Origin of the sequence: Nocardioides sp. P86, from assembly GCF_023712465.1 — a bacterium.
Taxonomy (GTDB): Bacteria; Actinomycetota; Actinomycetes; order Propionibacteriales; family Nocardioidaceae; genus Nocardioides; species Nocardioides kribbensis.
The window spans coordinates 982616-1007235 of sequence record NZ_JAMAYE010000002.1 but is presented as its reverse complement, the minus strand read 5'-3'; the positions used below and the strand labels follow the sequence as shown (position 1 = coordinate 1007235).

21 protein-coding genes are annotated in these 24620 nt (G+C 74.9%); 16 read left to right on the top strand and 5 right to left on the bottom strand.

Translation table 11 applies throughout. The annotated features are described in order from the left end of the window. Positions 1-29: 29 nt before the first annotated feature. Both M3673_RS12160 and M3673_RS12155 read left to right on the top strand, forming a co-directional pair. Complete coding sequence (locus tag M3673_RS12160; RefSeq protein ID WP_251533954.1) at positions 30-3938, top strand: Pls/PosA family non-ribosomal peptide synthetase; 3909 nt, start codon at positions 30-32, stop codon at positions 3936-3938. Continuing rightward, the gene (locus tag M3673_RS12155) at positions 3935-5257 is read left to right on the top strand and encodes a M1 family metallopeptidase (protein ID WP_251533953.1); all 1323 of its coding nucleotides are present in this window, start codon (positions 3935-3937) and stop codon (positions 5255-5257) included. The genes M3673_RS12160 and M3673_RS12155 overlap by 4 nt, the downstream gene beginning before the upstream one ends. A 29-nt stretch (positions 5258-5286) precedes the next feature. On the opposite strand, the gene M3673_RS12150 is transcribed toward M3673_RS12155, so the two are convergent. Genes M3673_RS12150 through M3673_RS12140 form a run of 3 tightly spaced genes read right to left on the bottom strand, consistent with a single transcriptional unit; the run spans position 5287 to position 7702 of the window. Further along, complete coding sequence (locus M3673_RS12150; protein WP_251533952.1) at positions 5287-5760, bottom strand: hypothetical protein; 474 nt, start codon at positions 5758-5760, stop codon at positions 5287-5289. Then, complete coding sequence (locus M3673_RS12145; protein WP_251533951.1) at positions 5757-6410, bottom strand: HAD family phosphatase; 654 nt, start codon at positions 6408-6410, stop codon at positions 5757-5759. The genes M3673_RS12150 and M3673_RS12145 overlap by 4 nt, the downstream gene beginning before the upstream one ends. Before the next feature lie 2 nt (positions 6411-6412). Then, positions 6413-7702: a citrate synthase gene (locus M3673_RS12140; protein ID WP_056863803.1), complete on the bottom strand. Its 1290-nt coding sequence runs from the start codon at positions 7700-7702 to the stop codon at positions 6413-6415. Between the two features lie 331 nt (positions 7703-8033). Between M3673_RS12140 and rplM the strand changes: the two genes are divergently transcribed. Genes rplM through glmM form a run of 3 tightly spaced genes read left to right on the top strand, consistent with a single transcriptional unit; the run spans position 8034 to position 10401 of the window. Beyond that, complete coding sequence (gene rplM, locus M3673_RS12135; protein ID WP_056863804.1) at positions 8034-8477, top strand: 50S ribosomal protein L13; 444 nt, start codon at positions 8034-8036, stop codon at positions 8475-8477. A 41-nt stretch (positions 8478-8518) separates the two neighbouring features. Then, complete coding sequence (gene rpsI / locus M3673_RS12130) at positions 8519-9025, top strand: 30S ribosomal protein S9 (RefSeq protein ID WP_374108206.1); 507 nt, start codon at positions 8519-8521, stop codon at positions 9023-9025. An 11-nt stretch (positions 9026-9036) separates the two neighbouring features. Continuing rightward, on the top strand, positions 9037-10401 hold the full coding sequence (gene glmM, locus M3673_RS12125; protein WP_251533950.1) for a phosphoglucosamine mutase: 1365 nt from the start codon (positions 9037-9039) through the stop codon (positions 10399-10401). A gap of 4 nt (positions 10402-10405) precedes the next feature. Here glmM and coaA read toward each other — a convergent pair whose 3' ends face one another. Then, positions 10406-11422, bottom strand: coding sequence for a type I pantothenate kinase (coaA, locus tag M3673_RS12120; RefSeq protein WP_082500185.1), 1017 nt, complete (start codon positions 11420-11422; stop codon positions 10406-10408). Positions 11423-11490: 68 nt separating this feature from the next. On the opposite strand from coaA, the gene glmS reads away from it, so the two are divergent. The 10 genes from glmS to M3673_RS12070 all read left to right on the top strand — a co-directional run bounded on the left by glmS (position 11491) and on the right by M3673_RS12070 (position 22694). After that, positions 11491-13335, top strand: a complete 1845-nt coding sequence (gene glmS, locus M3673_RS12115) for a glutamine--fructose-6-phosphate transaminase (isomerizing) (RefSeq protein ID WP_251533948.1) — start codon at positions 11491-11493, stop codon at positions 13333-13335. A gap of 46 nt (positions 13336-13381) precedes the next feature. Next, positions 13382-13735, top strand: coding sequence for a holo-ACP synthase (locus M3673_RS12110; RefSeq protein WP_251533947.1), 354 nt, complete (start codon positions 13382-13384; stop codon positions 13733-13735). Positions 13736-13844: 109 nt separating this feature from the next. Continuing rightward, complete coding sequence (locus M3673_RS12105; RefSeq protein ID WP_251533945.1) at positions 13845-15203, top strand: aspartate aminotransferase family protein; 1359 nt, start codon at positions 13845-13847, stop codon at positions 15201-15203. Between the two features lie 2 nt (positions 15204-15205). After that, entirely contained in the window at positions 15206-16717 is a 1512-nt protein-coding gene (locus tag M3673_RS12100) for a CoA-acylating methylmalonate-semialdehyde dehydrogenase (protein WP_251533943.1), read from the top strand. 71 nt (positions 16718-16788) lie between these two features. Beyond that, the gene (locus M3673_RS12095; RefSeq protein WP_251533941.1) at positions 16789-18180 is read left to right on the top strand and encodes an NAD(P)H-hydrate epimerase; all 1392 of its coding nucleotides are present in this window, start codon (positions 16789-16791) and stop codon (positions 18178-18180) included. Positions 18181-18214: 34 nt separating this feature from the next. Further along, positions 18215-19435 (top strand): alanine racemase, encoded by a 1221-nt coding sequence (gene alr, locus M3673_RS12090; RefSeq protein ID WP_251533940.1) that lies wholly within the window; start codon positions 18215-18217, stop codon positions 19433-19435. Next, positions 19432-20514: an alpha/beta fold hydrolase gene (locus M3673_RS12085; protein WP_056903655.1), complete on the top strand. Its 1083-nt coding sequence runs from the start codon at positions 19432-19434 to the stop codon at positions 20512-20514. Before alr ends, M3673_RS12085 begins: the two co-directional genes overlap by 4 nt. Beyond that, positions 20511-21449, top strand: a complete 939-nt coding sequence (tsaE, locus tag M3673_RS12080) for a tRNA (adenosine(37)-N6)-threonylcarbamoyltransferase complex ATPase subunit type 1 TsaE (protein WP_056863811.1) — start codon at positions 20511-20513, stop codon at positions 21447-21449. The genes M3673_RS12085 and tsaE overlap by 4 nt, the downstream gene beginning before the upstream one ends. 38 nt (positions 21450-21487) lie before the next feature. Then, positions 21488-22138: a tRNA (adenosine(37)-N6)-threonylcarbamoyltransferase complex dimerization subunit type 1 TsaB gene (tsaB, locus tag M3673_RS12075; protein WP_251533934.1), complete on the top strand. Its 651-nt coding sequence runs from the start codon at positions 21488-21490 to the stop codon at positions 22136-22138. Positions 22139-22145: 7 nt separating this feature from the next. Beyond that, complete coding sequence (locus M3673_RS12070) at positions 22146-22694, top strand: GNAT family N-acetyltransferase (protein ID WP_251533929.1); 549 nt, start codon at positions 22146-22148, stop codon at positions 22692-22694. Here M3673_RS12070 and M3673_RS19665 read toward each other — a convergent pair. Beyond that, positions 22616-23467 carry a GNAT family N-acetyltransferase gene (locus M3673_RS19665; RefSeq protein ID WP_251533927.1) on the bottom strand — a complete coding sequence of 284 codons (852 nt, stop codon included), beginning with the start codon at positions 23465-23467 and terminating at the stop codon, positions 22616-22618. The genes M3673_RS12070 and M3673_RS19665 overlap by 79 nt on opposite strands. A 50-nt stretch (positions 23468-23517) precedes the next feature. On the opposite strand from M3673_RS19665, the gene tsaD reads away from it, so the two are divergent. Next, positions 23518-24582: a tRNA (adenosine(37)-N6)-threonylcarbamoyltransferase complex transferase subunit TsaD gene (gene tsaD, locus M3673_RS12060; RefSeq protein ID WP_251533925.1), complete on the top strand. Its 1065-nt coding sequence runs from the start codon at positions 23518-23520 to the stop codon at positions 24580-24582. Positions 24583-24620: the final 38 nt, after the last annotated feature.

Sequence of the window (24620 nt, the reverse complement as noted above, 5' to 3'; positions counted from 1 at the left end):
GTTCACCTGGCTGCGACAGCCTCCGCCCCGTGAGCGACACGACGAGCACCGCCCCGACGAGCGCCCTGCGCCGCGGCGCGGCGGCGCCCGCCCCCCGGACCCTGGTCGACGTCTTCCGCACCACGGTGGCGACCTTCCCGGACGCCACGGCGCTCGACAGCGGCGCGGAGCAGCTGACCTACCTCGAGTTCGCCGAGGCCGCCGACGAGGTGGCCGACGAGCTGGCCTCGCTCGGCGTGGGCCGCGGCGACAGGGTCGGGGTCCGCCTGCCCAGCGGCACGACCGACCTCTACATCGCGATCATGGCCACCCTGCTCGTGGGCGCGGCCTACGTGCCCGTCGACGCCGACGACCCCGACGAGCGGGCCCGGCTGGTCTTCGGCGAGGCCGACGTCGCCGCCGTCGTGGGCGCCGACCTGGCGATCGAGCCACGCCGCGCGGCCGCACCCCGCGAGCGCGAGGACCCGGCTCACGACGACGACGCCTGGGTCATCTTCACCTCCGGCTCCACCGGCACCCCCAAGGGCGTGGCCGTGAGCCACCGCAACGCCGCGGCCTTCGTCGACGCCGAGTCGCGGATGTTCCTCCAGGACGACCCGATCGGCCCGCACGACCGGGTGATGGCCGGGCTCAGCGTCGCCTTCGACGCCAGCTGCGAGGAGATGTGGCTGGCCTGGCGCTACGGCGGCACGCTCGTGCCCGCGCCCCGTGCGCTGGTCAAGAGCGGCATGGACGTCGGGCCGTGGCTGGCCGCCAACCGCATCACCCTCGTCTCCACCGTGCCCACCCTGGTCAGCCTCTGGCCCGACGAGGCCCTCGAGCGCGTGCGCATGGTCATCCTCGGCGGCGAGGCGCTGCCGCCGGAGCTGGCCGCCCGGCTGGCCCGCGAGGGCCGGGAGGTGTGGAACACCTACGGCCCCACCGAGGCCACCGTGGTGGCCTGCGGCGCCCTCGTCGGCGCCGAGGGGCCGGTGCGGATCGGGCTGCCGCTCGACGGCTGGGACCTCGCCGTCGTCGACGCCGACGGTCACGAGGTGCCGGTGGGGGAGACCGGCGAGCTGATCATCGGCGGCGTCGGGCTGGCCCGCTACCTCGACCCGGTCAAGGACGCCGAGAAGTACGCCCCGATGCCGACGCTGGGCTGGGAGCGGGCCTACCGCTCCGGCGACCTCGTGGTCCACGACCCGGCCGGCCTGCTCTTCGGCGGCCGCGCCGACGACCAGGTCAAGCTCGGCGGTCGCCGCATCGAGCTCGGCGAGGTCGACTCGGCGCTGCTCGCCCTGCCCGGGGTCGTCGGGGCGGCGGCCGCCGTACGCCGCTCCCGCACGGGCAACCAGCTGCTGGTCGGCTACGTCACCGTCGACGAGCGCTACGACGCGGCCGCGGCGGTGGCCGCGCTGCGCCGCGACCTGCCGGCGGCGCTCGTGCCGCGCCTGGCCGTCGTCGACGACATCCCCACCCGCACCTCGGGCAAGGTCGACCGCGACGCCCTGCCGTGGCCGCTCAGCGCCGCGTCGCCGCAGGAGTCGGGGCTGACCGGCACCGCCGCGCGGATCGCCGAGCTGTGGAACGAGGTGCTCGGCGCCTCGGTCACCCGCCGCGAGGAGGACTTCTTCGACGTCGGCGGCGGCAGCCTCACCGCCGCGCAGGTCGTCACGCTGCTGCGCCGCGAGCACCCCGACGTCGCGGTCGGCGACGTCTACGACCACCCGACGCTGGGCGGGCTGGCCGACTTCGTCGACTCGATGGACGCCGGCGTCGACAACGCCCAGGACCGGCTGGTGCCCCCGATCCCGCTCAAGACCCAGGCCGGGCAGGTGGCGGCGGTCGTGGCGCTGCGGGCGCTGGCCGCGCCGCGGTGGGCGGTGTGGCTGCTGGCCGCCAGCACCCTGGTCCACGACCTGCGCGACGTCGGGGGGCTCCCCACCGCCCCGTGGTGGCTGCTGGGCCCGGCCGCCCTGCTGGTGCTGACGCCTCCGGGCCGGATGGTGCTGGCCGCCGGCGCGGCGCGGCTCTGGCTGCGCGGCATCACCCCGGGCGACTACCCGCGCGGCGGCAAGGTGCACCTGCGGGTCTGGGCCGCCGAGCGCATGGTCGACCAGCTCGGGGCCACCGCGCTCAGCGGCGCCCCGCTCATCACGTGGTACGCCCGGCTGCTCGGCGCCCGCGTGGGCCGCCACGCCGACCTGCACTCGGTGCCGCCGGTCACCGGCTTCCTGCGCCTGGGCGCCGGCTGCTCGGTGGAGCCGGAGGTCGACCTCACCGGCTACTGGGTCGACGGCGACGTGCTCCACCTCGGCGAGGTGAGGGTGGGCCGGCGTGCCCGCGTCGGCACCCGCTCGATGCTCTGCCCCGGCGCCCGCGTCGGCGACGACGCCGAGGTGGCGCCGGGCTCCGCCGTCGTCGGCGTCGTGCCCGACGGGGAGTTCTGGTCCGGGGCCCCGGCCACCCGGGTCTCGGGCGCCGCACGCGGCCCCTGGTCGGAGCGCCCGGCGAGCTCGGCGGCCTGGGTCGTGGCCTACGCCGCCGTGGCGGTCGCGCTCGGCCTGCTCCCGGCGCTGGCCATCGGGGCCGGAGCCCTGGTGGCGCTGCTGGGCGCGGACCTGAGCGCCGTCACCGGACCCTTCGACCTGCTCGGCGCGCTGCTGGCCTGGCTGGTGCCGGGCACGCTGGTGGGTCTGCTCGTGCTGGCCGCGCTCGTGCTGGGCGTGGTGCGCCTGGCGGCGCTCGGGCTGAGCCCGGGGGTCTACCCCGTGCGCAGCCGCGCCGCCCTGGGCGTGTGGGCCACGGTGCGGGTCCTCGACGAGGCCCGCACGTGGCTCTTCCCGCTGTACTCCTCGACGCTCACCCCGGCGTGGCTGCGCCTGCTCGGCGCCCGGGTCGGCGCCGACGTCGAGGCCTCGACGGTGCTGATGGTGCCGGCGCTGACCACCGTCAACGACCTGGCCTTCCTCGCCGACGACACCCTCATCGGCGGCTACGAGCTCGGCGGGGGCTGGCTGCGCGTCGAGCGGGTCAAGATCGGCAAGCGGGCCTTCGTCGGCAACTCCGGCATGGCCGCCCCGGGTCGCAAGGTGCCCAAGCGGGCACTGGTCGCGGTGCTCTCGGCCGCGCCCAACCGCAAGACCGCGCGCGCGGGGGAGTCGTGGCTGGGCAGCCCGCCCGCGGCCCTGCGGCGTACGACGGGCGCGGCCGACGACGCCCGCACCTACGCCCCGCCGACCCGGCTGCGGGTCGCGCGCGCCCTGTGGGAGGCGGCGCGTGTGGTGCCGCTGGCCTGCACGGTGCTGCTCCACGCGGCGGTCGGGCTGCTCGCCCTCGCCGCGGCCGACGCGGTCACGGGGCCGGGCGGGGGAGCGGCGGTCCTCGTGGCGGTCGTCCTCGCCCTGGTGCCGCTGCTGGTGGCCGGCGGCCTCGTGGCGGCCGCGCTCGCCACCGCGACGAAGTGGCTGCTGGTGGGCCGTCACCGCAGCGGCACCCACCCGCTGTGGAGCTCCTTCGTGTGGCGCAACGAGCTGGCCGACACCTTCGTGGAGGTGGTGGCCGCGCCGTGGTTCGCCCGGCTGGCCACGGGCACGCCCCTGCTCACCGCGTGGTTCCGCTCGATGGGCTCCACCGTGGGCCGCGGGGTGTGGTGCGAGACCTACTGGCTGCCCGAGGCCGACCTGGTCGAGCTCGGCGACGGGGCCACGGTCAACCAGGGCAGCGTGGTGCAGACCCACCTCTTCCACGACCGGCTGCTGGCGACCGACCGGGTGCGGGTGCGCCGGGGCGGCACGCTCGGGCCCAACTCGGTGATCCTGCCCGCGGCCAGCATCGGCCGGCACGCTACGGTCGGCCCGGTGTCCTTGGTGATGAGGGGTGAGTCGGTGCCCGACAAGACGATCTGGATCGGCAACCCGATCGGCCCGTGGGCCGCCGGCGAGGCCTCCTCGTGAGGGGCCTGCCGACCGCCGACGACTACCTGCCCGGCCACGGCGACCCCGCCTACGCCGTGCGCCACTACGACCTCGACCTGACCTACGCCGTCGAGGGCAACCGGCTCACCGGGCAGGCCACGCTCTCGGTGAGGGTGCTCGAGGCGACCCGGCGGCTCGTGCTCGACCTGGCCCACCTGCGCGTCGACAAGGTCCGTGTCACCGGTGCGCGGCTGGCCAAGCACTCCGCCCGCTCGGGCCGGGTCGTGCTGACCCTCGACGACGAGGTCGCCCCCGACACCCTGCTCACCGTGGTCGTGCGCTACTCCGGCAGCCCGCGGCCCGTGGTCGAGCGCCACCTCGGCGACGCCGGCTGGGAGGAGCTGACCGACGGCGTCATCGTGGCGGCCCAGCCGCACGGGTCTCCGACCTGGTTCCCCTGCAACGACCGCCCCGACGACAAGGCGTCCTACCGGATGACCTTCCGCGTCACCGCGGGCTACCACGTCGTCGCCAACGGCGTGCTGCGCGAGCACCGCCGGGGCGGGTCGAGCGAGACGTGGGTCTTCGAGCAGTCCGAGCCGATGGCCACCTACCTGGCCACGGCCCAGATCGGGCGCTACACCGACTGGCAGCTCCTGGGGCGTCCGGCCTCGGGCACCCCGCTGCGGGTGGTCGCGCCCGAGGACCTCGACGAGGACGACTACGTCGCCGCCTTCGGCCGCCAGCACGAGATGGTCGAGGTCTTCGAGCGCCTCTTCGGGCCCTACCCCTTCGACGGCTACGCCGTGGTCGTCACCGCCGACGACCTCGAGATCCCGCTGGAGAGCCAGAGCCTGTCGACCTTCGGGCGCAACCTCGTGCGCGGCGACTGGGACGCCACCCGCCTCATCGCCCACGAGCTGGCCCACCAGTGGTTCGGCAACGCCGTCACCCTGCGCCGGTGGCGCGACATCTGGCTGCACGAGGGCTTCGCCTGCTACAGCGAGTGGCTGTGGTCGCAGGAGTCCGGTGGCGAGAGCGCCGACGAGCACGCCCGCCACCACCACGCCCGGCTGGCCGAGCTCGACCACGACCTGCTGCTCAGCGACCCGGGCCCGGAGCTGATGTTCGACGACCGGGTCTACAAGCGCGGCGCGCTCACCCTCCACGCGCTGCGGCTGACGGTGGGCGACGAGGCGTTCTTCGCCCTGCTGCGCTCCTGGGTGGCCGAGCACGCCGGCGGCTCCGTGGTCACCGACGACTTCCTGGCCCACGCCGGCGCCGCCACCGGCCACGACGTCGCCGCGCTGCTGCGCCCCTGGCTCCACGAGACCGCCCTGCCCGACCTACCGGCCTGAGCCTGCCGGCCGAGGCTGCCGGGCCACGCTCAGCGGTGCTCGCGCCACCGGACCTCGACCGGCCGCGCGGGCAGCACCGCGAGGGTGCCGGCCCAGCCGGGCGGCAGCGGCAGGGCGGTGGTCCAGGCCTCGTCGGCGCGCACGGACGTCGGGTCACGGTGCAGGCCCTCGCCGGTGGCCTTGAGCACCGCCTCGGCGCGCGTCCACGCGGCGCGGTCGGCCAGCCCCGCCGGCGTCGGGCCGACACCGGGGTCGGGCTCCACGTCGACACCGAGCCGCAGCCCGGTGCCCTCCGCGCGGGCCAGCACCACGAGGCCCGCGGCGTACGCCAGTGACAGCGCGCCACCGGCGGTGCGCGGGCGGCCGTGGTCGGTGCCCGCGCAGCGCGGGCACAGCCGCGTGACCGGGCCGGCCAGCGACTCCGCCGCGGCGCGCAGCCCGGCCCGGTCGAGGCCGGGACGCCACAGGGCGTCGACGCGCACCAGCACCGCGGGCGCGCTCACGCCCGCAGCGGCAGGCCCAGGGCGCGCAGGTCGGCGCGCAGGGCGTCGGCGTCGGTGAAGACCAGCCCGTGCATGCCCAGCGCGCTCGCAGCCGCGACGTTGTCGGCGCGGTCGTCGACGAAGGCCAGGCGTGCGAGGGGCAGCCCGGCGCGCCGCTCCACGATGCGGTAGACGCGGGGGTCGGGCTTGGCCACGCCCTCGGTGCCCGACACCACGACGTCCTCGAGCAGGCCCAGCACGTCGAAGAGGCGCGGTGCGTGGGGGTAGAGCTCGTGGGACCAGTTGGTCAGCCCCCACATCGGCACCCCGGCGGCGTGCAGCTCGCGCAGCAGGTCGGCGGTGCCGGGCACCTCGCCGCGCAGCGAGGCCGCGAAGTGGCGCCGGTAGGAGCGGGCGTGCTCGGCCCAGCGCGGGTGCGAGGCGGCCACCGCGGCCTCGGCGTCGTCCCAGGACCCGCCGGCGTCGCAGCCGTGGTTCCACGCCATGAAGTCGAAGTCGTCGGCGGCCAGGAAGCGGGCGGCCTCCTCGGCGCCGACGCCGGCCGCGATCGCCGCGGAGGCGTCCCAGTCGACGATGACGTTGCCCAGGTCCCAGACGACCCCCGCCGGCGGGCCGGCGGGGGTCGTGGGTCGTGCGGGGGAGGGGGCCAAGGTCAGGCCCAGCGCTCCGAGGCGGGGACGAAGTCGAGGGTCCGGTCGCCGGTGTAGATCTGCTTGGGCCGGGCGATCTTCTGCTCCTTGTCCTGGACCAGCTCGAGCCACTGGGCCAGCCAGCCGGGGGTGCGGCCGATCGCGAACAGCACGGTGAACATCTCCGGGGGGAACTGGAAGGCCTCGTAGATCAGCCCCGAGTAGAAGTCGACGTTGGGGTAGAGCTTGCGCTTGATGAAGTACTCGTCCTCGAGCGCGATCTTCTCCAGCTCCTTGGCGATCTCGAGGAGCGGGTTGACCCCGGTGACCTCGAAGACGTCGTCGCAGGCCTTCTTGATGATCGTGGCGCGGGGGTCGAAGTTCTTGTAGACCCGGTGGCCGAAGCCCATCAGCCGCTCGTTGCCGTCCTTGACGCCCTGGATGAAGGCCGGGATGTTCTCCTTCGACCCGATGCGCTTGAGCATGCGCAGCACGGCCTCGTTGGCGCCGCCGTGCAGCGGGCCGTAGAGGGCGCCGACGCCCGCGGCGACCGCGGAGTAGGGGTCGACCTGCGAGGAGCCGACCGAGCGCACGGCGTTGGTCGAGCAGTTCTGCTCGTGGTCGGCGTGGAGGATGAAGAGCACGTCGAGGGCCTTGACCAGGCGCGGGTCGGCCTCGTACTTCGACTCGCTCATCTTGAAGAGCATGGAGAGGAAGTTGGCGGTGTAGCTGAGGTCGTTGTCGGGGTAGACGTAGGGCTTGCCCTGCGCGTGGCGGAACGACCAGGCGCCCAGCGTCGGCATCTTCGCGATCATGCGCACGATCTGCATGTGCCGGTTGTCGGCGTCGCTGATGTTGCGGGCGTCGGGGTAGAAGGTCGACAGCGCGCCCACCGAGGCCATGAGCATGCCCATCGGGTGGGCGTCGTAGCGGAAGCCCTGCATGAAGGTCTTCACGTTCTCGTGGACGAAGGTGTGGTAGGTGATCTCGTGCACCCACGCGTCGTACTCCGCCTTGGTCGGCAGGGCGCCGTGGATCAGGAGGTAGGCCACCTCGAGGAAGGACGACTTCTCCGCCAGCTGCTCGATGGGGTAGCCCCGGTACTCCAGGATGCCCTTCTCGCCGTCGATGTAGGTGACGGAGCTGCGGCAGGACGCCGTGTTGACGAAGCCCGGGTCGTAGACGGCCAGGCCGGGGGTGTCCTCGGCGGTCTTGATCTTCCCGAGGTCGGCGGCCTTGATGGTGCCGTCGAGGATCGGGACGTCGTACTCCTGTCCGGTGCGGTTGTCACGGACGGTCAGAGAATCAGTCACGCGTCTTAACGTATCCGTCGTCTCGTGACACGCGGAACCCGGTGTCCACGACCCGGGTCGCGAGGCCACCCCTGCGGGTGAGCGACGGGCGCCACGCGGTCCCCGCCCGGGGCGTTTTGACCCCGTCGCCCGCGCGCGCCTACCCTGAGTGGTCGCGACTCCTGCCGCGCCCCGTCACAGCCGTCCCCGGCTGCCGGCGAGGTGCAGTCCCGGAGGCCACCAGCCGGTCCCGACCGGCGGCGAGCCGGGCCGTGTTCGTCAGAAGCCGCAGCTCCACCCCCCGCCAGGCTCCACCTGGCGGTCCCCACGAACGAATGAGAGTAGATCAGCCGTGCGCACGTACAGCCCCAAGCCCGGTGACATCACCCGGGAGTGGCACGTCATCGACGCCACCGACATCGTCCTGGGCAAGCTCGCCGTGACTTCCGCGAACCTGCTCCGCGGCAAGCACAAGGCGATCTTCGCCCCGCACGTCGACACCGGTGACTTCGTCGTCGTCATCAACGCGGAGAAGGTGTCCCTGTCGGGCACCAAGAAGACCACCAAGATGGCCTACCGCCACTCCGGCTACCCGGGCGGTCTCTCGGCCACCCCGATCGGCGAGCTCCTCGAGAAGGACGCCCGCAAGGCGATCGAGAACGCCGTGTGGGGCATGCTCCCCAAGAACAAGCTCGGCCGTCAGATGCTGAAGAAGCTGAAGGTCTACAGCGGCCCGACCCACCCGCACGAGGCCCAGAAGGCCGTTCCGTTCGAGATCACCCAGATCTCCCAGTGAGCAGTGGCTCCTTCAACTTCCATGCAGAAAGCTGAGTGAGGATTACCGTGGCTGAGACCACCAACGAGGTCGAGGAGACCTTCGAGACCGACGAGCGCGGCGTTGCCTACAGCTCCGAGAGCGCCCCGTCGGCCGACGCCCCCGAGCGTCCCGCGACCATCGCCCCCGCCAACGCGACCGGCCGTCGCAAGGAGGCCGTCGCCCGCGTCCGCCTCGTGCCCGGCACCGGTGTGTGGACCGTCAACGGCCGCACGCTCGACTCGTACTTCCCGAACAAGCTGCACCAGCAGGTCGTGAACGAGCCGTTCGCCACCCTGCAGCTCGAGGGTCGCTTCGACGTCATCGCCCGCATCCACGGCGGCGGCATCACCGGCCAGGCCGGCGCCCTGCGCCTCGGTGTGGCCCGCGCCCTCAACGCCATCGACGTCGAGGCCAACCGCCCGACGCTGAAGAAGGCCGGCTTCCTGACCCGCGACGCGCGCGTCATCGAGCGCAAGAAGGCCGGCCTGAAGAAGGCGCGCAAGGCGCCCCAGTTCAGCAAGCGCTGATCCGCGCCGACGTGGTGGCTCCCACCGGGCCCCTCTTCGGCACCGACGGCGTCCGTGGCCTGGCCAACGGCGGTGTGCTCACCGCCGAGCTGGCCCTGGGTCTCGGAGCGGCCGCCGCCCGTGTCCTCGTCGATCATGGCGAGTTCACCGGGCGGCGGCCGCTCGCCGTCGTGGGCCGTGACACCCGCATCTCCGGGCAGTTCCTCGAGCACGCCGTCGTGGCGGGCCTGGCCTCGGCCGGGGTCGACGTGCTGCGCCTGCGCGTGCTGCCGACCCCTGGGGTCGCGTTCTTCACCGACTCCCTCGGCGCCGACCTCGGCGTCGTCATCAGCGCCTCGCACAACGCGATGCCCGACAACGGCATCAAGTTCCTCGCCCGCGGCGGGGTCAAGCTCGACGACGACCTCGAGCGCGAGATCGAGGCGCAGTTGGGCCGCACCTGGGAGCGTCCGACCGGCTCCGACGTCGGTCGCGTGCGCCCCTACGCGCCCACGGTGGAGGAGTACTCCGCCCACCTGGTGCGCACCCTCGACACGCCGCTGGCGGGCCTGCGCGTCGTGCTCGACTGCGCCCACGGCGCGGCCAGCGAGGTCGGGCCCCGTGCCCTGGCCGACGCCGGCGCCGACGTCGTGACCATCGGTGCGGAGCCCGACGGGCTGAACATCAACGACGGCTACGGCTCCACCCACCTCGACCGGCTGCGGCGCGCGGTCGTGGACGAGGGCGCCCACGCCGGCTTCGCCGTCGACGGCGACGCCGACCGGTGCCTGGCCGTCGACGCCACCGGCGCCGTGGTCGACGGCGACCAGGTCATGGCCGTGCTCGCCCTGTCGATGCAGGAGCGCGGACGCCTGGTCGACGACACCCTGGTGGCGACCGTGATGAGCAACCTCGGCCTGGTGCGCGCCCTGCGCCCGGCCGGCATCACCGTGCGCCAGACCAAGGTCGGCGACCGCTACGTGCTCGAGGACATGCGCGCCGGCGGCTACTCCCTCGGCGGCGAGCAGTCGGGCCACGTGATCATGAGTGACCACGCCACCACCGGCGACGGCCTGCTGACCGCGCTGCACGTGTGCGAGCGCATGGTGAGCACCGGTCGCAGCCTGCGCGACCTCGCCTCGGTGATGACCCGCCTGCCGCAGGTGCTGGTCAACGTGCCCGAGGTCGACCGCGCGCGCTGCGACTCCGACCCCGAGGTGGCCGCGGCCGTGGCCGCGGAGTCGGCCGACCTGGGCGAGGAGGGTCGGGTGCTGCTGCGCCCCTCCGGCACCGAGCCGCTGGTGCGGGTCATGGTCGAGGCGCCCACCCCCGAGCGGGCCTCGGCGGTGGCCGAGCGCCTCGCCGACGTGGTGCGCCGCCGCCTCGCCCTGGCCTGAGCGGCTAGAGCTTGCGCAGGCGCACGTAGCGCACCGAGTGGTCCTTGTCCTTGCGCAGCACGAGCGTGGCCCGCGAGCGGGTCGGCAGCACGTTCTGCACCAGGTTGGGTCCGTTGATGGCGTCCCAGATGCGCTCGGCCTCCGCGACGGCCTCCTCGTGGGTCAGCGCGGCGTACTTGGCGAAGTAGGACCCGGGGTCGCGGAAGGCGGTCTCGCGCAGCCGCAGGAAGCGCGAGACGTACCAGTCGCGGATCGTGGTCGTGCCGGCGTCGACGTAGACGCTGAAGTCGAAGAAGTCGCTCAGCGTCAGCCCCGTGCGTCCGTCCTCGCGGGTGCGGGCGGGCTGCAGCACGTTGAGGCCCTCGATGATGACGATGTCGGGGCGGCTGACGACGACCCGCTCCTCGGGCACCACGTCGTAGACCAGGTGGGAGTACGTCGGCGCCTCCACCTCCTCCTTGCCCGACTTGATGTCGACCACGAAGCGCAGCAGGGCGCGGCGGTCGTAGGACTCCGGGAAGCCCTTGCGCTGCAGCAGCCCGCGCCGCTCGAGCTCGGCGTTGGGGTAGAGGAAGCCGTCGGTGGTCACCAGCGCGACGTGGGGGTGCTCGGGCCAGTGGGCCAGCATCTGCTGCAGCACGCGCGCGGTCGTGGACTTGCCCACGGCCACCGACCCGGCCAGGCCGATCACGAACGGCGTGCGCGGCGGGGTGCGGCGGTGCAGGAAGCCCTCCTGCTCGCGGTGCAGGTCGCCCGCGGCGCCGACGTAGAGGCTGAGCAGGCGCGAGAGCGGGAGGTAGACGTCGCGGACCTCGTCGATGTCGAGGTTGTCGCCCAGGCCGCGCAGGCGCCGCACCTCCTCGGCGGTCAGCGGGCTCTCGGTCTCCTGGGCCAGCGCGGCCCAGGCGGAGCGGTCGAGCTCGATGTAGGGGGAGGTCTCCCGCCCGGTGTCCTCGTGACCGTGGTGGCCGCTGTGGGCGTGGTGCCCGTTGGACGACCGGGTCGCCCCCTGGTTCGGCATGGACCTCATCCTTGCAGCCGCCGCGCCCTGCACGACGGAGGGCCCGCCCCTCGATAGACTCTCGGCCCATGTGCGGGATCGTGGGATACATCGGAAGCAGGCCCGCCCAGGACGTGGTGGTCGAGGGGCTGCGTCGTCTGGAGTACCGGGGCTACGACTCCGCGGGCATCGCGCTGGTCGACGACGGGGCGCTGGCCACGCGCAAGCGCGCGGGCAAGCTGGCCAACCTGGAGAAGCTCGTGGCCGAGGAGCCGCTGCCCGCGGCGAGCCTCGGCATCGGGCACACCCGGTGGGCCACCCACGGTGCCCCCAACGACGTCAACGCCCACCCCCACGTCGGGGCGAGCCGTCGCGTGGCCCTGGTGCACAACGGCATCATCGAGAACTTCGCCGACCTGCGCGCCCGCCTCGAGGCCGACGACCACGTGCTGGTCTCCGAGACCGACACCGAGACCGTGGCCCACCTGCTGGAGCTGCAGGTGGAGTCGGGCGAGGACCTCACCACCGCGATGCAGCGAGTCTGCGCGATGCTCGACGGGGCCTTCACGCTCGTCGCGGTCGACGCCCACGACCCCGACCGGGTCGTCGCGGCGCGGCGCAACTCCCCGCTCGTCGTGGGCCTGGGCGAGGGGGAGAACTTCCTCGGCTCCGACGTCGCCGCCTTCATCGAGCACACCCGCGAGGCCCTCGAGCTGGGCCAGGACCAGGTGGTCACCCTGACCCGCGACGGCGTGGACGTGACCGGCTTCGACGGCCGCCCCGCCGAGGCCACGCAGTTCCACGTCGACTGGGACCTCTCGGCGGCCGAGAAGGACGGCCACGACTGGTTCATGCGCAAGGAGATCTTCGAGCAGCCGCGCGCGGTGGCCGACTCCCTGCTGGGCCGTCGCACCCGCTCCGGCGCGCTCCAGCTCGACGAGATGCGCCTGTCGGACCAGGAGCTGCGCGACATCGACAAGATCATCATCATCGCCGCCGGCACGTCGTTCTACGCCGGCATGGTCGCCAAGTACGCCATCGAGCACTGGTGCCGGATCCCGGTCGAGGTCGAGCTGTCCTCGGAGTTCCGCTACCGCGACCCGATCCTCGACTACTCCACCCTCGTGGTGGCCATCAGCCAGTCCGGGGAGACCGCCGACACCCTCCAGGCGATCCGCCACGCGCGCTCGCAGCGCTCCAAGGTGCTGGCCATCTGCAACACCAACGGCTCGACGATCCCGCGCGAGTCCGACGCCGTCATCTACACCCACGCCGGACCCGAGATCGGGGTCGCCTCGACCAAGGGCTTCCTGACCCAGCTGGTGGCCTGCTACCTCCTCGCGCTGTACCTCGCGCAGGTCAAGGGCACCCGCTACGGCGACGAGATCACCCAGGTGATGGAGCAGCTCGAGGCCGTGCCGGACCAGATCGAGGCGGTCCTGGGGCGCTGCGAGCAGGTCTACGAGCTGGCCCGCACCCACGTCGGCACCCGCTCGGTGCTCTTCCTGGGCCGCCACGCCGGTTACCCCGTGGCCCTCGAGGGCGCGCTCAAGCTCAAGGAGCTGGCCTACCTCCACGCCGAGGGCTTCGCCGCCGGCGAGCTGAAGCACGGCCCCATCGCCCTGGTCGAGGAGGGCCTGCCGGTGCTGTGCGTCGTGCCCCCGCGCGGGCGCGACCAGCTGCACGGGAAGATGCTCTCGGGGATCCAGGAGGTGCGCGCCCGCGGCGCGGTCACGATCTGCCTGGCCGAGGAGGGCGACGCGACCATCACGCCCTACGCCGACGTGCTGATCCCGCTGCCGCGCGTGCCCGTGCTGCTGCAGCCGCTGGTGGCCGTCGTGCCGCTGCAGCTCTTCGCCTGCGAGCTGGCCTCGGCGATGGGCCACGACGTGGACCAGCCCCGCAACCTGGCCAAGTCGGTCACCGTCGAGTGAGCGGGCGGCGGGGGAGCGGGCTGCGGGGGACCGGGGCGGCCACGTCGTGGCGGTGATCGGCGTCGGCATCGACGTGTGCGACATCGAGCGCTTCGGCGCCTCGCTGACCCGCACCCCGGGTCTGCGCGAGCGGCTCTTCACCCCCGGAGAGGCCGGGCGCTCCCTGGCCTCGCTCGCGGCGCGCTTCGCCGCGAAGGAGGCGCTGGCCAAGGCCCTCGGCGCGCCGGTCGGCCTGGAGTGGCACGACGCGGAGGTGGTCTCGGAGTCCTCCGGACGCCCGCTGATGCAGATGCGCGGCTCCGTCCTGGCCCGCGCCCGGGCCCTCGGCGTCGCCTCCGTGCACCTCTCGCTGTCCCACGACGCCGGCATCGCCTCCGCGGTCGTGGTGCTGGAGTCCTGAGCCGGGTCGTCGTCGCACGACGGCGTGATTCGTGGTTTGATCGCCCCGTGACGACGATTGCCGTCGTCAGCGCGCCCATGACGCATGGATCCGTAGGAGATGAATCCCGATGACGACGCATCCGACGACGCATCCGACGACGGGTCCGACCGCGCTCGAGGGCGCCGGGCTCGACGCCCGGGCGCGCGAGCTCGACCGCGCCCACGTCTTCCACTCCTGGTCGGCCCAGGGGGCCCTGTCGCCGATGGTGGTGGCCGGCGGGCTGGGGTCGCGGGTGTGGGACCACGAGGGCCGCAGCTGGCTCGACTTCTCCTGCCAGCTGGTCAACGTCAACATCGGCCACCAGCACCCCAAGGTCGTGGCCGCGATCCAGGAGCAGGCCGCGACCCTCGCGACGGTGGCGCCCTCGACGGCGGCGCTGGTGCGCGGCGAGGCGGCGCGCCGGATCACCGAGCGGGCGCCCGCAGGGCTCGACAAGGTCTTCTTCACCAACGGCGGTGCCGACGCCGTCGAGAACGCGATCCGGATGGCGCGCCTGCACACCGGACGCGACAAGGTCGTCTCGACCTACCGCTCCTACCACGGGAACACCGGCGCCGCGGTCGTCGCGACCGGCGACTGGAGGCGGGTGCCCAACGAGTTCGCCCGCGGGCACGTGCACGTCTTCGGGCCCTACCTCTACCGCAGCGAGTTCTGGGCCACCACGCCCGAGGAGGAGGGCGAGCGCGCGCTGCAGCACCTGCGCCGCGTCGTCGAGAGCGAGGGTCCCTCGGGGATCGCGGCGGTGCTCCTCGAGACGGTGCCCGGCACCGCCGGCGTGCTGGTGCCCCCGCCGGGCTACCTCGCGGGCGTGCGCGCGCTGTGCGACCGCCACGGGATCGTGATGATCCTCGACGAGGTGATGGCCGGCTTCGGGCGCACGGGCGAGTGGTTCGCCCTCGACGCCCACGACGTCGTGCCCGACCTGATCACCTTGGCCAAGGGCGTCAACTCCGGCTACGTGCCGGTCGGCGGCGTCGTGATCGGCGAGGAGGTCGCGGCCTCCTTCGACGAGCGCGTCTTCCCGGGCGGGCTGACCTACTCCGGCCACCCGCTGGCCGCGGCGTCCATCGTCGCCGCGCTCGACGCCATGGCCGAGGAGGGCATCGTCGACCACGCCCGCCGCATCGGCACCGACGTGCTCGGGCCCGGCCTCGCCGCGCTCGCCGAGCGCCACCGCGTGGTGGGCGAGGTGCGCGGCGTCGGCGTCTTCTGGGCCCTCGAGCTCGTCGCCGACCGCGCCACCCGCGAGCCGCTGCCGGCGGCGAGCATGGCCCGCGCCAAGTCCGAGCTGCTCGCCCGCGGTCTGCTGCCGCTCACCGCCGACAACCGCATCCACGTCGTGCCGCCCTGCGTCGTCACCGACGACGAGGTCGCCGAGGCCCTCGAGGCCTACGACGCCGTCCTGACCCTGCTCGACGAGGAGTGACCGTGACCCTGGACCCGACCGACCTGCCCGTGCTCGACCACTGGGTGGGCGGCGCCGCCTGGGCGGGGGAGTCGACCCGCACCCAGCCGGTCACCGACCCGGCCCTCGGCGTCGCGACCAAGCACGTGCGCCTCGGCTCGACCGCCGACGTCGACCACGCGGTCGAGGTGGCGCGCGCGGCGTACGAGACCTGGGGGGTGGCGTCGATGGCGGCGCGCCAGCAGGTCATGTTCCGCTTCCGCGAGCTCTTCACGGCCCGGCGCGAGGAGCTCGCCGAGATCCTCACCGGCGAGCACGGCAAGGTGCTCTCCGACGCCCTGGGCGAGATCGCCCGCGGCCTGGAGGTGGTGGAGTTCGCGTGCGGCATGCCGCAGCTGGTGAAGGGCGCCTACTCCGAGAACGTCTCCACCGGCGTCGACGTCTACTCGCTGCGCCAGCCGCTCGGCGTGGTGGGCGTCGTCAGCCCCTTCAACTTCCCGGCCATGGTGCCGCTGTGGTTCTTCCCGATCGCGATCGCGGCCGGCAACACCGTGGTGCTCAAGCCCAGCGAGAAGGACCCGAGCCCCGCGGTGTGGATGGCCGCGCTGATGCAGGAGGCCGGTCTGCCCGACGGCGTGCTCAACGTCGTGCACGGCGACAAGGAGGCCGTCGACGCGCTCCTCGACCACGACGACGTCGCGGCGGTCTCCTTCGTCGGGTCCACGCCGATCGCGCGCTACGTCTACGAGCGCGGCACCGCCGCCGGCAAGCGCGTGCAGGCCCTGGGCGGGGCCAAGAACCACATGCTGGTGCTGCCCGACGCCGACCTCGACCTGGTGGCCGACGCCGCGGTCAACGCCGGCTTCGGGTCTGCCGGGGAGCGCTGCATGGCCGTCTCGGTCGTCGTGGCGGTCGACTCCGTCGCCGACGCCCTGGTGGCCAAGGTGCGCGAGCGGATGGCCACCCTGCGCACCGGTGACGGCCGTCGTGCCTGCGACATGGGTCCGCTCATCACCCGCGAGCACCGCGACAAGGTCGCGGGCTACCTCGACGTGGCCGTCGCCGACGGTGCCGACGTCGTCGTCGACGGGCGCGGGGTCGAGGTCGACGGCGAGCCCGACGGCTTCTGGCTCGGCCCCTCCCTGGTCGACCGGGTGCCGACGACCTCGGCGGTCTACACCGACGAGATCTTCGGACCGGTGCTCTCGGTGGTGCGGGTCGGGGGCTACGAGGAGGGGGTCGCGCTCATCAACGCCTCGCCCTACGGCAACGGCACGGCGATCTTCACCCACGACGGAGGCGCCGCGCGTCGCTTCCAGCGCGAGGTCGAGGCCGGCATGGTCGGGGTCAACGTGCCGATCCCGGTGCCGGTGGCCTACCACTCCTTCGGCGGCTGGAAGGCCTCGCTCTTCGGCGACACCAAGGCCTACGGCACCCACGGCGTGGACTTCTACACCCGCGAGAAGACGGTCACCAGCCGCTGGCTCGACCCCAGCCACGGCGGGGTCGACCTGGGCTTCCCCCGCAACTCCTGACGGCGGCGCCCGACCGCGACTCCCGACCGCGACTCCCGCGCCGCGTGGCACGGCGTGGCTAGGGTCGGGCCATGAGGAGCGCCCACACCGTCGAGCAGGTCCGTGCCGCCGAGGCGGCCCTCATGGCGCGGCTGCCCGAGGGCGCGCTGATGCAGCGGGCCGCGACCGGCCTGGCCCACGCGGTGGCGAGGCTGCTCGGTGCGTCGTACGGCGCACGGGTGCTGCTGCTCGTGGGGTCGGGCGACAACGGCGGCGACGCCCTGTGGGCCGGCGCCCACCTCGCCCGCCGCGGCTGCGGGGTCCACGCGCTGCTGCTGTCGCGGCGCGTGCACGCCGAGGGCCTCGCCGCGCTGCGGGCCGCCGGGGGACGGGTGGTGGACGGCGTGGCCCCGCTGGCCGGTGCGGACTACGACGTGGTGCTCGACGGCGTGGTCGGCATCGGCGGTCGACCCGGCCTGCGCCCCGAGGCGGTGGCCGCCCTGGAGGCCGTGCGCGGTGTGCCCGTGGTGGCCGTCGACACGCCCTCGGGCGTCGACGTCGACACCGGCGAGCTCGACGGCGCCCACGTGCGCGCCGACCTCACCGTCACCTTCGGCACGCTCAAGGCGGCGCACCTCGTCGACCCGGCCGCGGCCGCCTGCGGACCGGTGCACCTGGTCGACCTCGGCCTCGACCTGCCCCCCGCCGACCTCGAGGCCCTCCAGCCGCCCGACGTCGCCGCGCTGCTGCCGCGCCCGGCGCCCGACGCCCAGAAGTACACCCGCGGCGTCGTCGGCGTGCGGGCCGGCTCGGCGACCTATCCCGGCGCGGCCCTGCTGTCGGTCGCGGGCGCGGCCACCGGCCTGGTCGGCATGGTGCGCCACGTGGGCGACAGCGCCGTCACCGACCGGGTGCGCGAGGCCCACCCCGAGGTCGTCGGACCCGGCCGGGTGCAGGCCTGGGTGGTCGGCTCCGGGGGCGGCGAGGCCGCCGGCGAGGAGCTGCGCGCGGCGCTCGCCGACGGGGTGCCCGTGGTCGTCGACGCCGACGCCCTCGCCCACGTCGAGGGCCCGCTCGGCGTGCCGGCGGTGCTCACTCCCCACGCCGGGGAGCTGGCGGCGATGCTGGGGGAGGAGCGCGCCGCGATCGAGGCCCGTCCGCTGCACTTCGCCCGCCACGCGGCGGCGGCGTACGACGCGGTGGTGCTGCTCAAGGGCCGCCACACGCTCGTCGCCACCCCCGCCGGACGGGTGCGCTCGACCACCACCGGCACGCCGTGGCTGGCCACGGCGGGTGCCGGCGACGTGCTGGGCGGGCTCGTGGGCGCCCTGCTGGCGGCCGGCCTCGACCCCTTCGACGCCGCCTCGGTCGGGTCGTGGGTGCACGGCGCCGCGGCCACCGTGGCCGCCGACGGCGGGCCGCTGGTGGCCCTCGACGTCGCCCGGGCGGTGCCGGGCGTCGTGCGCGCGTGCCTCGCCGGGTGAGGCGCCGGCGCGCGGTGGTGGGAGAATGGCCGCGATGACCCCGTCGCCCTCCGCCGCGCCCGAGCCCGGGCCCCCGCACCCCGAGATCGTCGTCGACCTGGCGGCGGTCCGGCACAACGTGGGCGTGCTGCGCGCGCAGGTCGCGCCTGCGGCGCTCATGGTCGTGGTCAAGGCCGACGGCTACGGCCACGGCATGCTCGAGGTCGCCCGGGCGGCCCGTGGGGCCGGCGCCGACTGGCTCGGCGTGGCCACGCTGGAGGAGGCGGCCGCGCTGCGCGCCGCCGGTGACCGGGGCCGGCTGCTCACCTGGCTCACCGTGCCCGCCGACGACCACGCGGGCGCCGTCGCCGCCGACGTCGACGTCACCGTCTACGACCTCGACCAGCTCGCCGCGGTGTCGGCCGCGGTGTCGCGGGCGGGCCGTCCGGCGCGGCTCCAGCTCAAGGTCGACACCGGCCTGTCGCGCGGCGGCTCCACCGCCGCCGCCTGGCCGGCGCTGGTCGACGCCGCCCGGGCCGGGGAGCGCGACGGGTCGTGGCGCGTCACCGGCGTGTGGTCGCACCTCGCGTGCAGCGACGAGCCCGACCACCCCGCCAACGCCGCCCAGGAGGCCGCCTTCCGCGAGGCGGTCGCTCTCGCCGAGGCCGCCGGGCTGCGACCCGAGGTGCGGCACCTGGCCAACTCCGCCGGCGCCCTGCTGCGCCCCTCGGCCCGCTTCGACCTCGTGCGCTGCGGCCTGGCCGCCTACGGCCTCGACCCCGCCCCCGGGCACACCCCCGACCTCGGGCTGCGCCCGGCGATGACCGTGCGCTCCCCGCTCGCCCTGGTCAAGCAGGTCCCGGCCGGCGCCGGGGTCTCCTACGGCCACCGCTGGGTCGCCCCCGCCGCCACGACCCTCGGCCTGGTGCCGGTGGGCTACGGCGACGGGGTCCCGCGCCACGCCTCCGACCGGGCCGAGGTCGCCGTGGCCGGCCACCGGGTGCCCGTGCGCGGCACCGTGTGCATGGACCAGCTGGTCGTCGAACTCGGCGCGCCCGCGGGCGCGCCCGGTGCCCGGGCCGGCGACGAGGCCGTGCTGATCGGCCCGGCGCCGGCGCCCAGCGCGCAGGACTGGGCCGAGGCGTGCGGCACGATCAGCTACGAGATCGTCACCCGCCTCGGCGGGCGGCTGCACCGGCGCCACACCGGGGCCGAGCCCGACGCCGACCCGGCCCCGACCGTCGTACCCGTCCTCGAGCCGCAGGAGACCGCATGAGCGCCCGCAGCCGCATCTGGCAGCTGGCGGCCGGGGCCGCCGGCGCGGCGGCGGCCGGCACCGCCGCCGTCAGCGTCGCCCGCTACCGCCGGGTCATGGCCCGCCACGGCGCCGGCGACACCGTGCGCTTCGGCTCGCTGCGCTCCCCGGCGCGCACGGTGGTCGCCGACGACGGCGTGCCACTGCACGTCGAGGTCGACGAGTACGCCGCGCCGCGCGGCCAGCTCGGCCGCGGGCCGGGCGAGCCGCCGCTGACCGTCGTGTTCTGCCACGGCTACGCGCTCAACCTCGACTGCTGGCACTTCCAGCGCGCGGGCTACCGCGGCCTGGTGCGCAGCGTCTACTACGACCAGCGCTCCCACGGCCGCTCCGGACGCTCCCCGCGCGGCAACGCCACCATCGACCAGCTCGGCCGCGACCTGCGCCAGGTGCTCGACGAGGTCGTGCCCGAGGGCCCGGTGGTGCTCGTGGGCCACTCGATGGGCGGCATGTCGATCATCGCGCTGGTCGAGCAGTTCCCCGAGCTGGTCGGCGACCGCGTGGTCGGCGTCGGCCTCATCGCCACGACCGCGGGCGGGCTCGACCCCAGCCGGCTGCTGCTGCCGCTGGTGCCGACCCCGCTGGGCAGCCGGGTGACCGGCTCGGCGGTCAAGACCCTGGCCCGCGGGCACCACCTGGTCGACCTCGCGCGTCGTCTCGGGCGCAGCTTCGCGACGGTGGCCACCGACGTCTTCGCCTTCGGCGACGACGTGCCGGCCTCCTACATCAGCTTCGTCGACGACATGCTCAGCGCGACGCCCTTCGCGGTGGTCGCGGAGTTCTTCCCGAGCTTCAAGGGCCTCGACAAGTTCGACAGCGTGGAGGTGCTCGAGCAGGTGCCGGTCTCGATCGTGTGCGGCACCGCCGACAAGCTCACCTCGGTCGGCCACAGCCGCAAGCTGCACGAGCGCATCGAGGGCTCGCGGCTGCTGGAGTGCGAGGGGGCGGGCCACATGGTGATGATGGAGCGCCACGACCACGTCAACGCCGAGATCGACCAGCTCGTGGCCGCCGCGACCGAGCAGGTGTCGCGCCGATGACGCTCACCGTGCGCCAGGTCGGCCCGGAGCACGCCCGCGAGGTGCTCGAGGTGGTGCGGGCGGCGTTCTCCGCGCGACCCCCTCTCGACCCGCCGGCCGACGCGCTCGGGGAGAGCGTCGAGACCATCGCCGAGAGGCTCAGCCGCGTCGGCGCCGGCGGCGGGGGCCTGCTGGCCTGCCTCGACGGCGAGCCCGTCGGTGCCGTCGTGCTCGACCCGGTCGGCAGCACGACCTACCTGCGCCGCTTCGCCGTCAGCCCCGACCACCAGGGCCACGGCATCGCCGGGGCGCTCATCGAGGCCGCGGTGGAGGCGGTCGAGGCCTCCGGCACGGGCACCGACGACCTCACCGTCGTCGCGCGCGAGGAGCTGCCCCGCACGGTGCGCTTCTGGGAGCGCCAGGGCTTCAAGGAGATCCTGCGCTACTCCCCGCACGTCGAGATGCGCCGGCCCCTGCGTACGGCGGTCTGGGCCGCGCCGACCGCGGAGGCCATGCGCGGGATCGGCCGCTCGCTGGCCGGCCAGCTCACGCGGGGCGACCTCATCGTGCTCACCGGCGAGCTGGGGGCCGGCAAGACGACCTTCACCCAGGGCCTCGGGGCGGGGCTGGGCGTGCGCGGCGGGGTGACCTCGCCGACCTTCGTCATCGCCCGCGTGCACCCCTCGGAGGTGGGCGGTCCGCAGCTGGTGCACGTCGACGCCTACCGCCTGGGCGGCCTCGACGAGCTCGACGACCTCGACCTCGACACCTCGCTGTCCGACGCGGTGACGGTGGTGGAGTGGGGCGCGGGGCTGGCCGAGGGCCTCAGCGAGTCGCGCCTGGAGATCAACATCGTGCGCGACCTCGACCCCGAGGGCAGCGAGGACCCGCGCCGGGTGGAGATCACGCCGGTCGGCCCGCGCTGGCACGCCCTGTCCTTCCGCGCCCTCGGCTGATCCCGGGTCGGTCCGCGGGCTGGGCTAGCCTCGGGCGCGTGCTGCTGACCTTCGACACCTCCTCGCCCCAGGTCTGCGTGGCCCTCCACGACGGCGACGACGTCGTGGTCGACCTGGTCTCCGAGCGCACCATGAAGCACGGCGAGCAGCTGGCCCCGCTCATCGAGCGGGCCCTGGCCCAGGCCGGCATCGTGCGCCAGGACCTCACTGCGATCGGGGTCGGTGCCGGCCCCGGGCCCTTCACCGGGCTGCGGGTCGGGCTCGTCACCGCGCGCACGCTCGGCTTCGTGCTGGAGCTCCCGGTCTACGCCGCCTGCTCCCTCGACGTGCTGGCCGTCGAGGCCGCCGACACCCTCGGCGAGCGGCTGGCCGGCGGCTTCGTCGTGGCCACCGACGCCCGGCGCAGGGAGGTCTACCTCGCCTCCTACGACGCCGACGGCGCCCGCCTCGAGGGCCCGGTGGTCGACAAGCCGGCCGTGCTGGCCACCGACCGGCCCGTGGTGGGCGAGGGCGGTGCGCTCTACCCCGAGGCCTTCCCCGCCGCGCTCGGGCCGCAGCGGCCCGGTGCGGGCTGGCTGGCCCGCGCCATCGCCGAGGAGCGGGTCGAGCTGATGGACCCCGAGCCGCTCTACCTGCGCCGCCCCGACGCGGTGGCGCGCGCGGTGCCCGCCGCCCCCGCGACCCCGTGACGGGCCCGTGAGCGGCGCCCTGGTGCGCCGCGCGGTCCCCGGCGACCTCGACGCGGTGGCCGGGCTCGAGCGCGAAGGGCTCGGCGACGACGCCTGGAGCGAGGCGCTGGTCGCCGCGGGCCTCGCCGGCGACCTGCCCACCGTCGCCTACCTCGTGGCGCAGGACGGCTCCGAGGTGGTGGGCCACGCCGTGGTCAGCCTGCCCCTGCCGGCGACCTCCGCCGCCGACCCGGGCCTCGACCCGGGCCTCGACCCGGACCCCGACACCGACCCCGATCCCGCCGAGCTCCAGCGGATCGCGGTGGCCGCCGACCGGCGCCGCGGCGGGCTGGCCAGCGCCCTGCTGGAGGCCGTGGCGGCGCTGGCCCGCGAGGCCGGCGCCGAGCGGCTCCTGCTCGAGGTGCGCGAGGACAACGCCGGCGCCCGGGCCTTCTACGCCGCCCGCGGCTTCGGCGAGATCGCGCGCCGGTCGCGCTACTACCGCGACGGCACCGCCGCGGTCGTGCTCGAGCGCGCGCTCGTGGGGCCCGAGACGAAGGTGTGGACCGTCTCGTAGCCCAGCGAGGCGTAGACGGCCAGCGCCGGGGCGTTGTCGGTGTAGACGCCCAGCGTCACCACGTCGGCCAAGGCCAGGCCCGCGCGCGTGAGCGACGTCGACACCGCCCGGCCCAGCCCGCGGCCGCGCTCCCCGGGCAGCACGGCCACCCCGCGCAGGTGCCCGCTGCCGTCGGGCTGGGCGGCCAGGGCGCCGACCGCCACCAGCGGGCGGCCCGGCCCGGAGCGGCGTACGCCGTGCCAGGTGAGGACGCCCGGGGTGTCGGAGCGGGCGAAGGACCCGGGGTTGGCGGCGTCGAGCACGGCGTCGACCTCCTCGGGGTGCGCGAGGCCGAGGTCGACCACCTCCGGGGTCGGCGCGAGCGGCACGTCGCCGCGCCGGGCCCGCATCCAGTGCCACGTCCACGGGTCGACCTGGCGCCACGGCGCCGGCACGACGTGGGCCGAGCGGGCCTCCACGCTGAGCCGCCCGGGCACCGGCGACGTGGCGGCGGCCAGCGCCAGCACGGGGCCGAGCAGGGCCGGGCGACCCACCGCGGTCACGACGTCGACGGGTCCGCCGGGTCGACCGCCCGGCCCCCACCACGCGGCCGCGGTGGGCCCGGCGAGCCACGCCCGCCGCACCCCCGCGCGCGGCACCTGGTGGTGCAGCAGCTCCGCGCCGCAGCCGGCGTAGAGCTCCTCGACCGACACCTCCCGCGCCGGCTCGCCCGTCGGCCCCTCCCCGACGCCGCCGTCCACCCCGACCCCGACCCCGACACCCTCGTCACGCACCCCGCCATGCTGGCACGCGGCCCCCGGCGCGCGACGGGCACAATGGGCGGGTGGAGCACACCGACGGACCCCTGGTGCTGGGCATCGAGACCTCCTGCGACGAGACCGGGATCGGCATCGTGCGCGGGCGCACCCTGCTCGCCGACGCGGTGGCCAGCAGCGTCGAGGAGCACGCTCGCTTCGGCGGCGTCGTGCCCGAGGTCGCGAGCCGGGCCCACCTCGATGCCATGGTCCCGACCATCGAGCGGGCCTGCGAGACCGCAGGGGTCGCCCTGCACGAGGTCGACGCGATCTCGGTGACCCACGGGCCGGGCCTCGCCGGCGCCCTGCTGGTCGGGGTGGCCGCGGCCAAGGCCCTCGCGCTCGGCCTCGGCAAGCCGCTCTACGGCGTCAACCACCTGGCCTCCCACGTGGCCGTCGACCAGCTCGAGCACGGCGCGCTGCCCGAGCCCTGCGTGGCGATGCTGGTGAGCGGGGGCCACTCCAGCCTGCTGCGGGTGGCCGACGTGACCGGCCACGACGACGGCATCGTCTCGATGGGCTCGACCATCGACGACGCCGCGGGGGAGGCCTTCGACAAGGTCGCCCGGCTGCTTGGCCTGCCCTTCCCCGGGGGTCCCCACGTCGACCGGGTCGCCCGCGAGGGCGACAGCGTGGCCATCGACTTCCCCCGCGGCCTCACCGCCCGCAAGGACCTCGAGCGGCACCGCTTCGACTTCTCCTTCTCCGGGCTCAAGACCGCGGTGGCGCGCTGGGTCGAGACCCGTGAGCGCTCGGGGGAGCCGGTGCCGGTGGCCGACGTGGCGGCGTCCTTCCAGGAGGCGGTGTGCGACGTGCTGGTGCGCAAGGCGCTCGACGCGGCGGCCAGCGAGGGCATCGACGACCTGCTCATCGGCGGCGGGGTCGCGGCCAACTCCCGGCTGCGGGCGCTCGCGGAGTCGCGCGCCGAGACCCTGGGCATCCGGGTGCGGGTGCCGCGGCCCGGCCTGTGCACCGACAACGGCGCGATGGTGGCGGCCCTCGGCGCCGAGATGGTCGCCCGCGGCCGCACGCCCTCCTCCCTCGACCTGCCCGCCGACTCCTCGCTGCCCGTCACCGACGTCCTCGCCGGCTGAGCGTCCGGGGCACCGCCTAGGCTCGGTCCACCGGCGCC

Coding starts and splice junctions, on each gene's coding strand:
- coaA (WP_082500185.1), bottom strand. CDS start 11,422: ATGCCGAACCAGGGGGCGACCCGGTCGTCCAACGGGCACCACGCCCAC.
- glmS (WP_251533948.1), top strand. CDS start 11,491: ATGTGCGGGATCGTGGGATACATCGGAAGCAGGCCCGCCCAGGACGTG.
- M3673_RS12105 (WP_251533945.1), top strand. CDS start 13,845: ATGACGACGCATCCGACGACGCATCCGACGACGGGTCCGACCGCGCTC.
- M3673_RS12095 (WP_251533941.1), top strand. CDS start 16,789: ATGAGGAGCGCCCACACCGTCGAGCAGGTCCGTGCCGCCGAGGCGGCC.
- alr (WP_251533940.1), top strand. CDS start 18,215: ATGACCCCGTCGCCCTCCGCCGCGCCCGAGCCCGGGCCCCCGCACCCC.
- M3673_RS12085 (WP_056903655.1), top strand. CDS start 19,432: ATGAGCGCCCGCAGCCGCATCTGGCAGCTGGCGGCCGGGGCCGCCGGC.
- tsaE (WP_056863811.1), top strand. CDS start 20,511: ATGACGCTCACCGTGCGCCAGGTCGGCCCGGAGCACGCCCGCGAGGTG.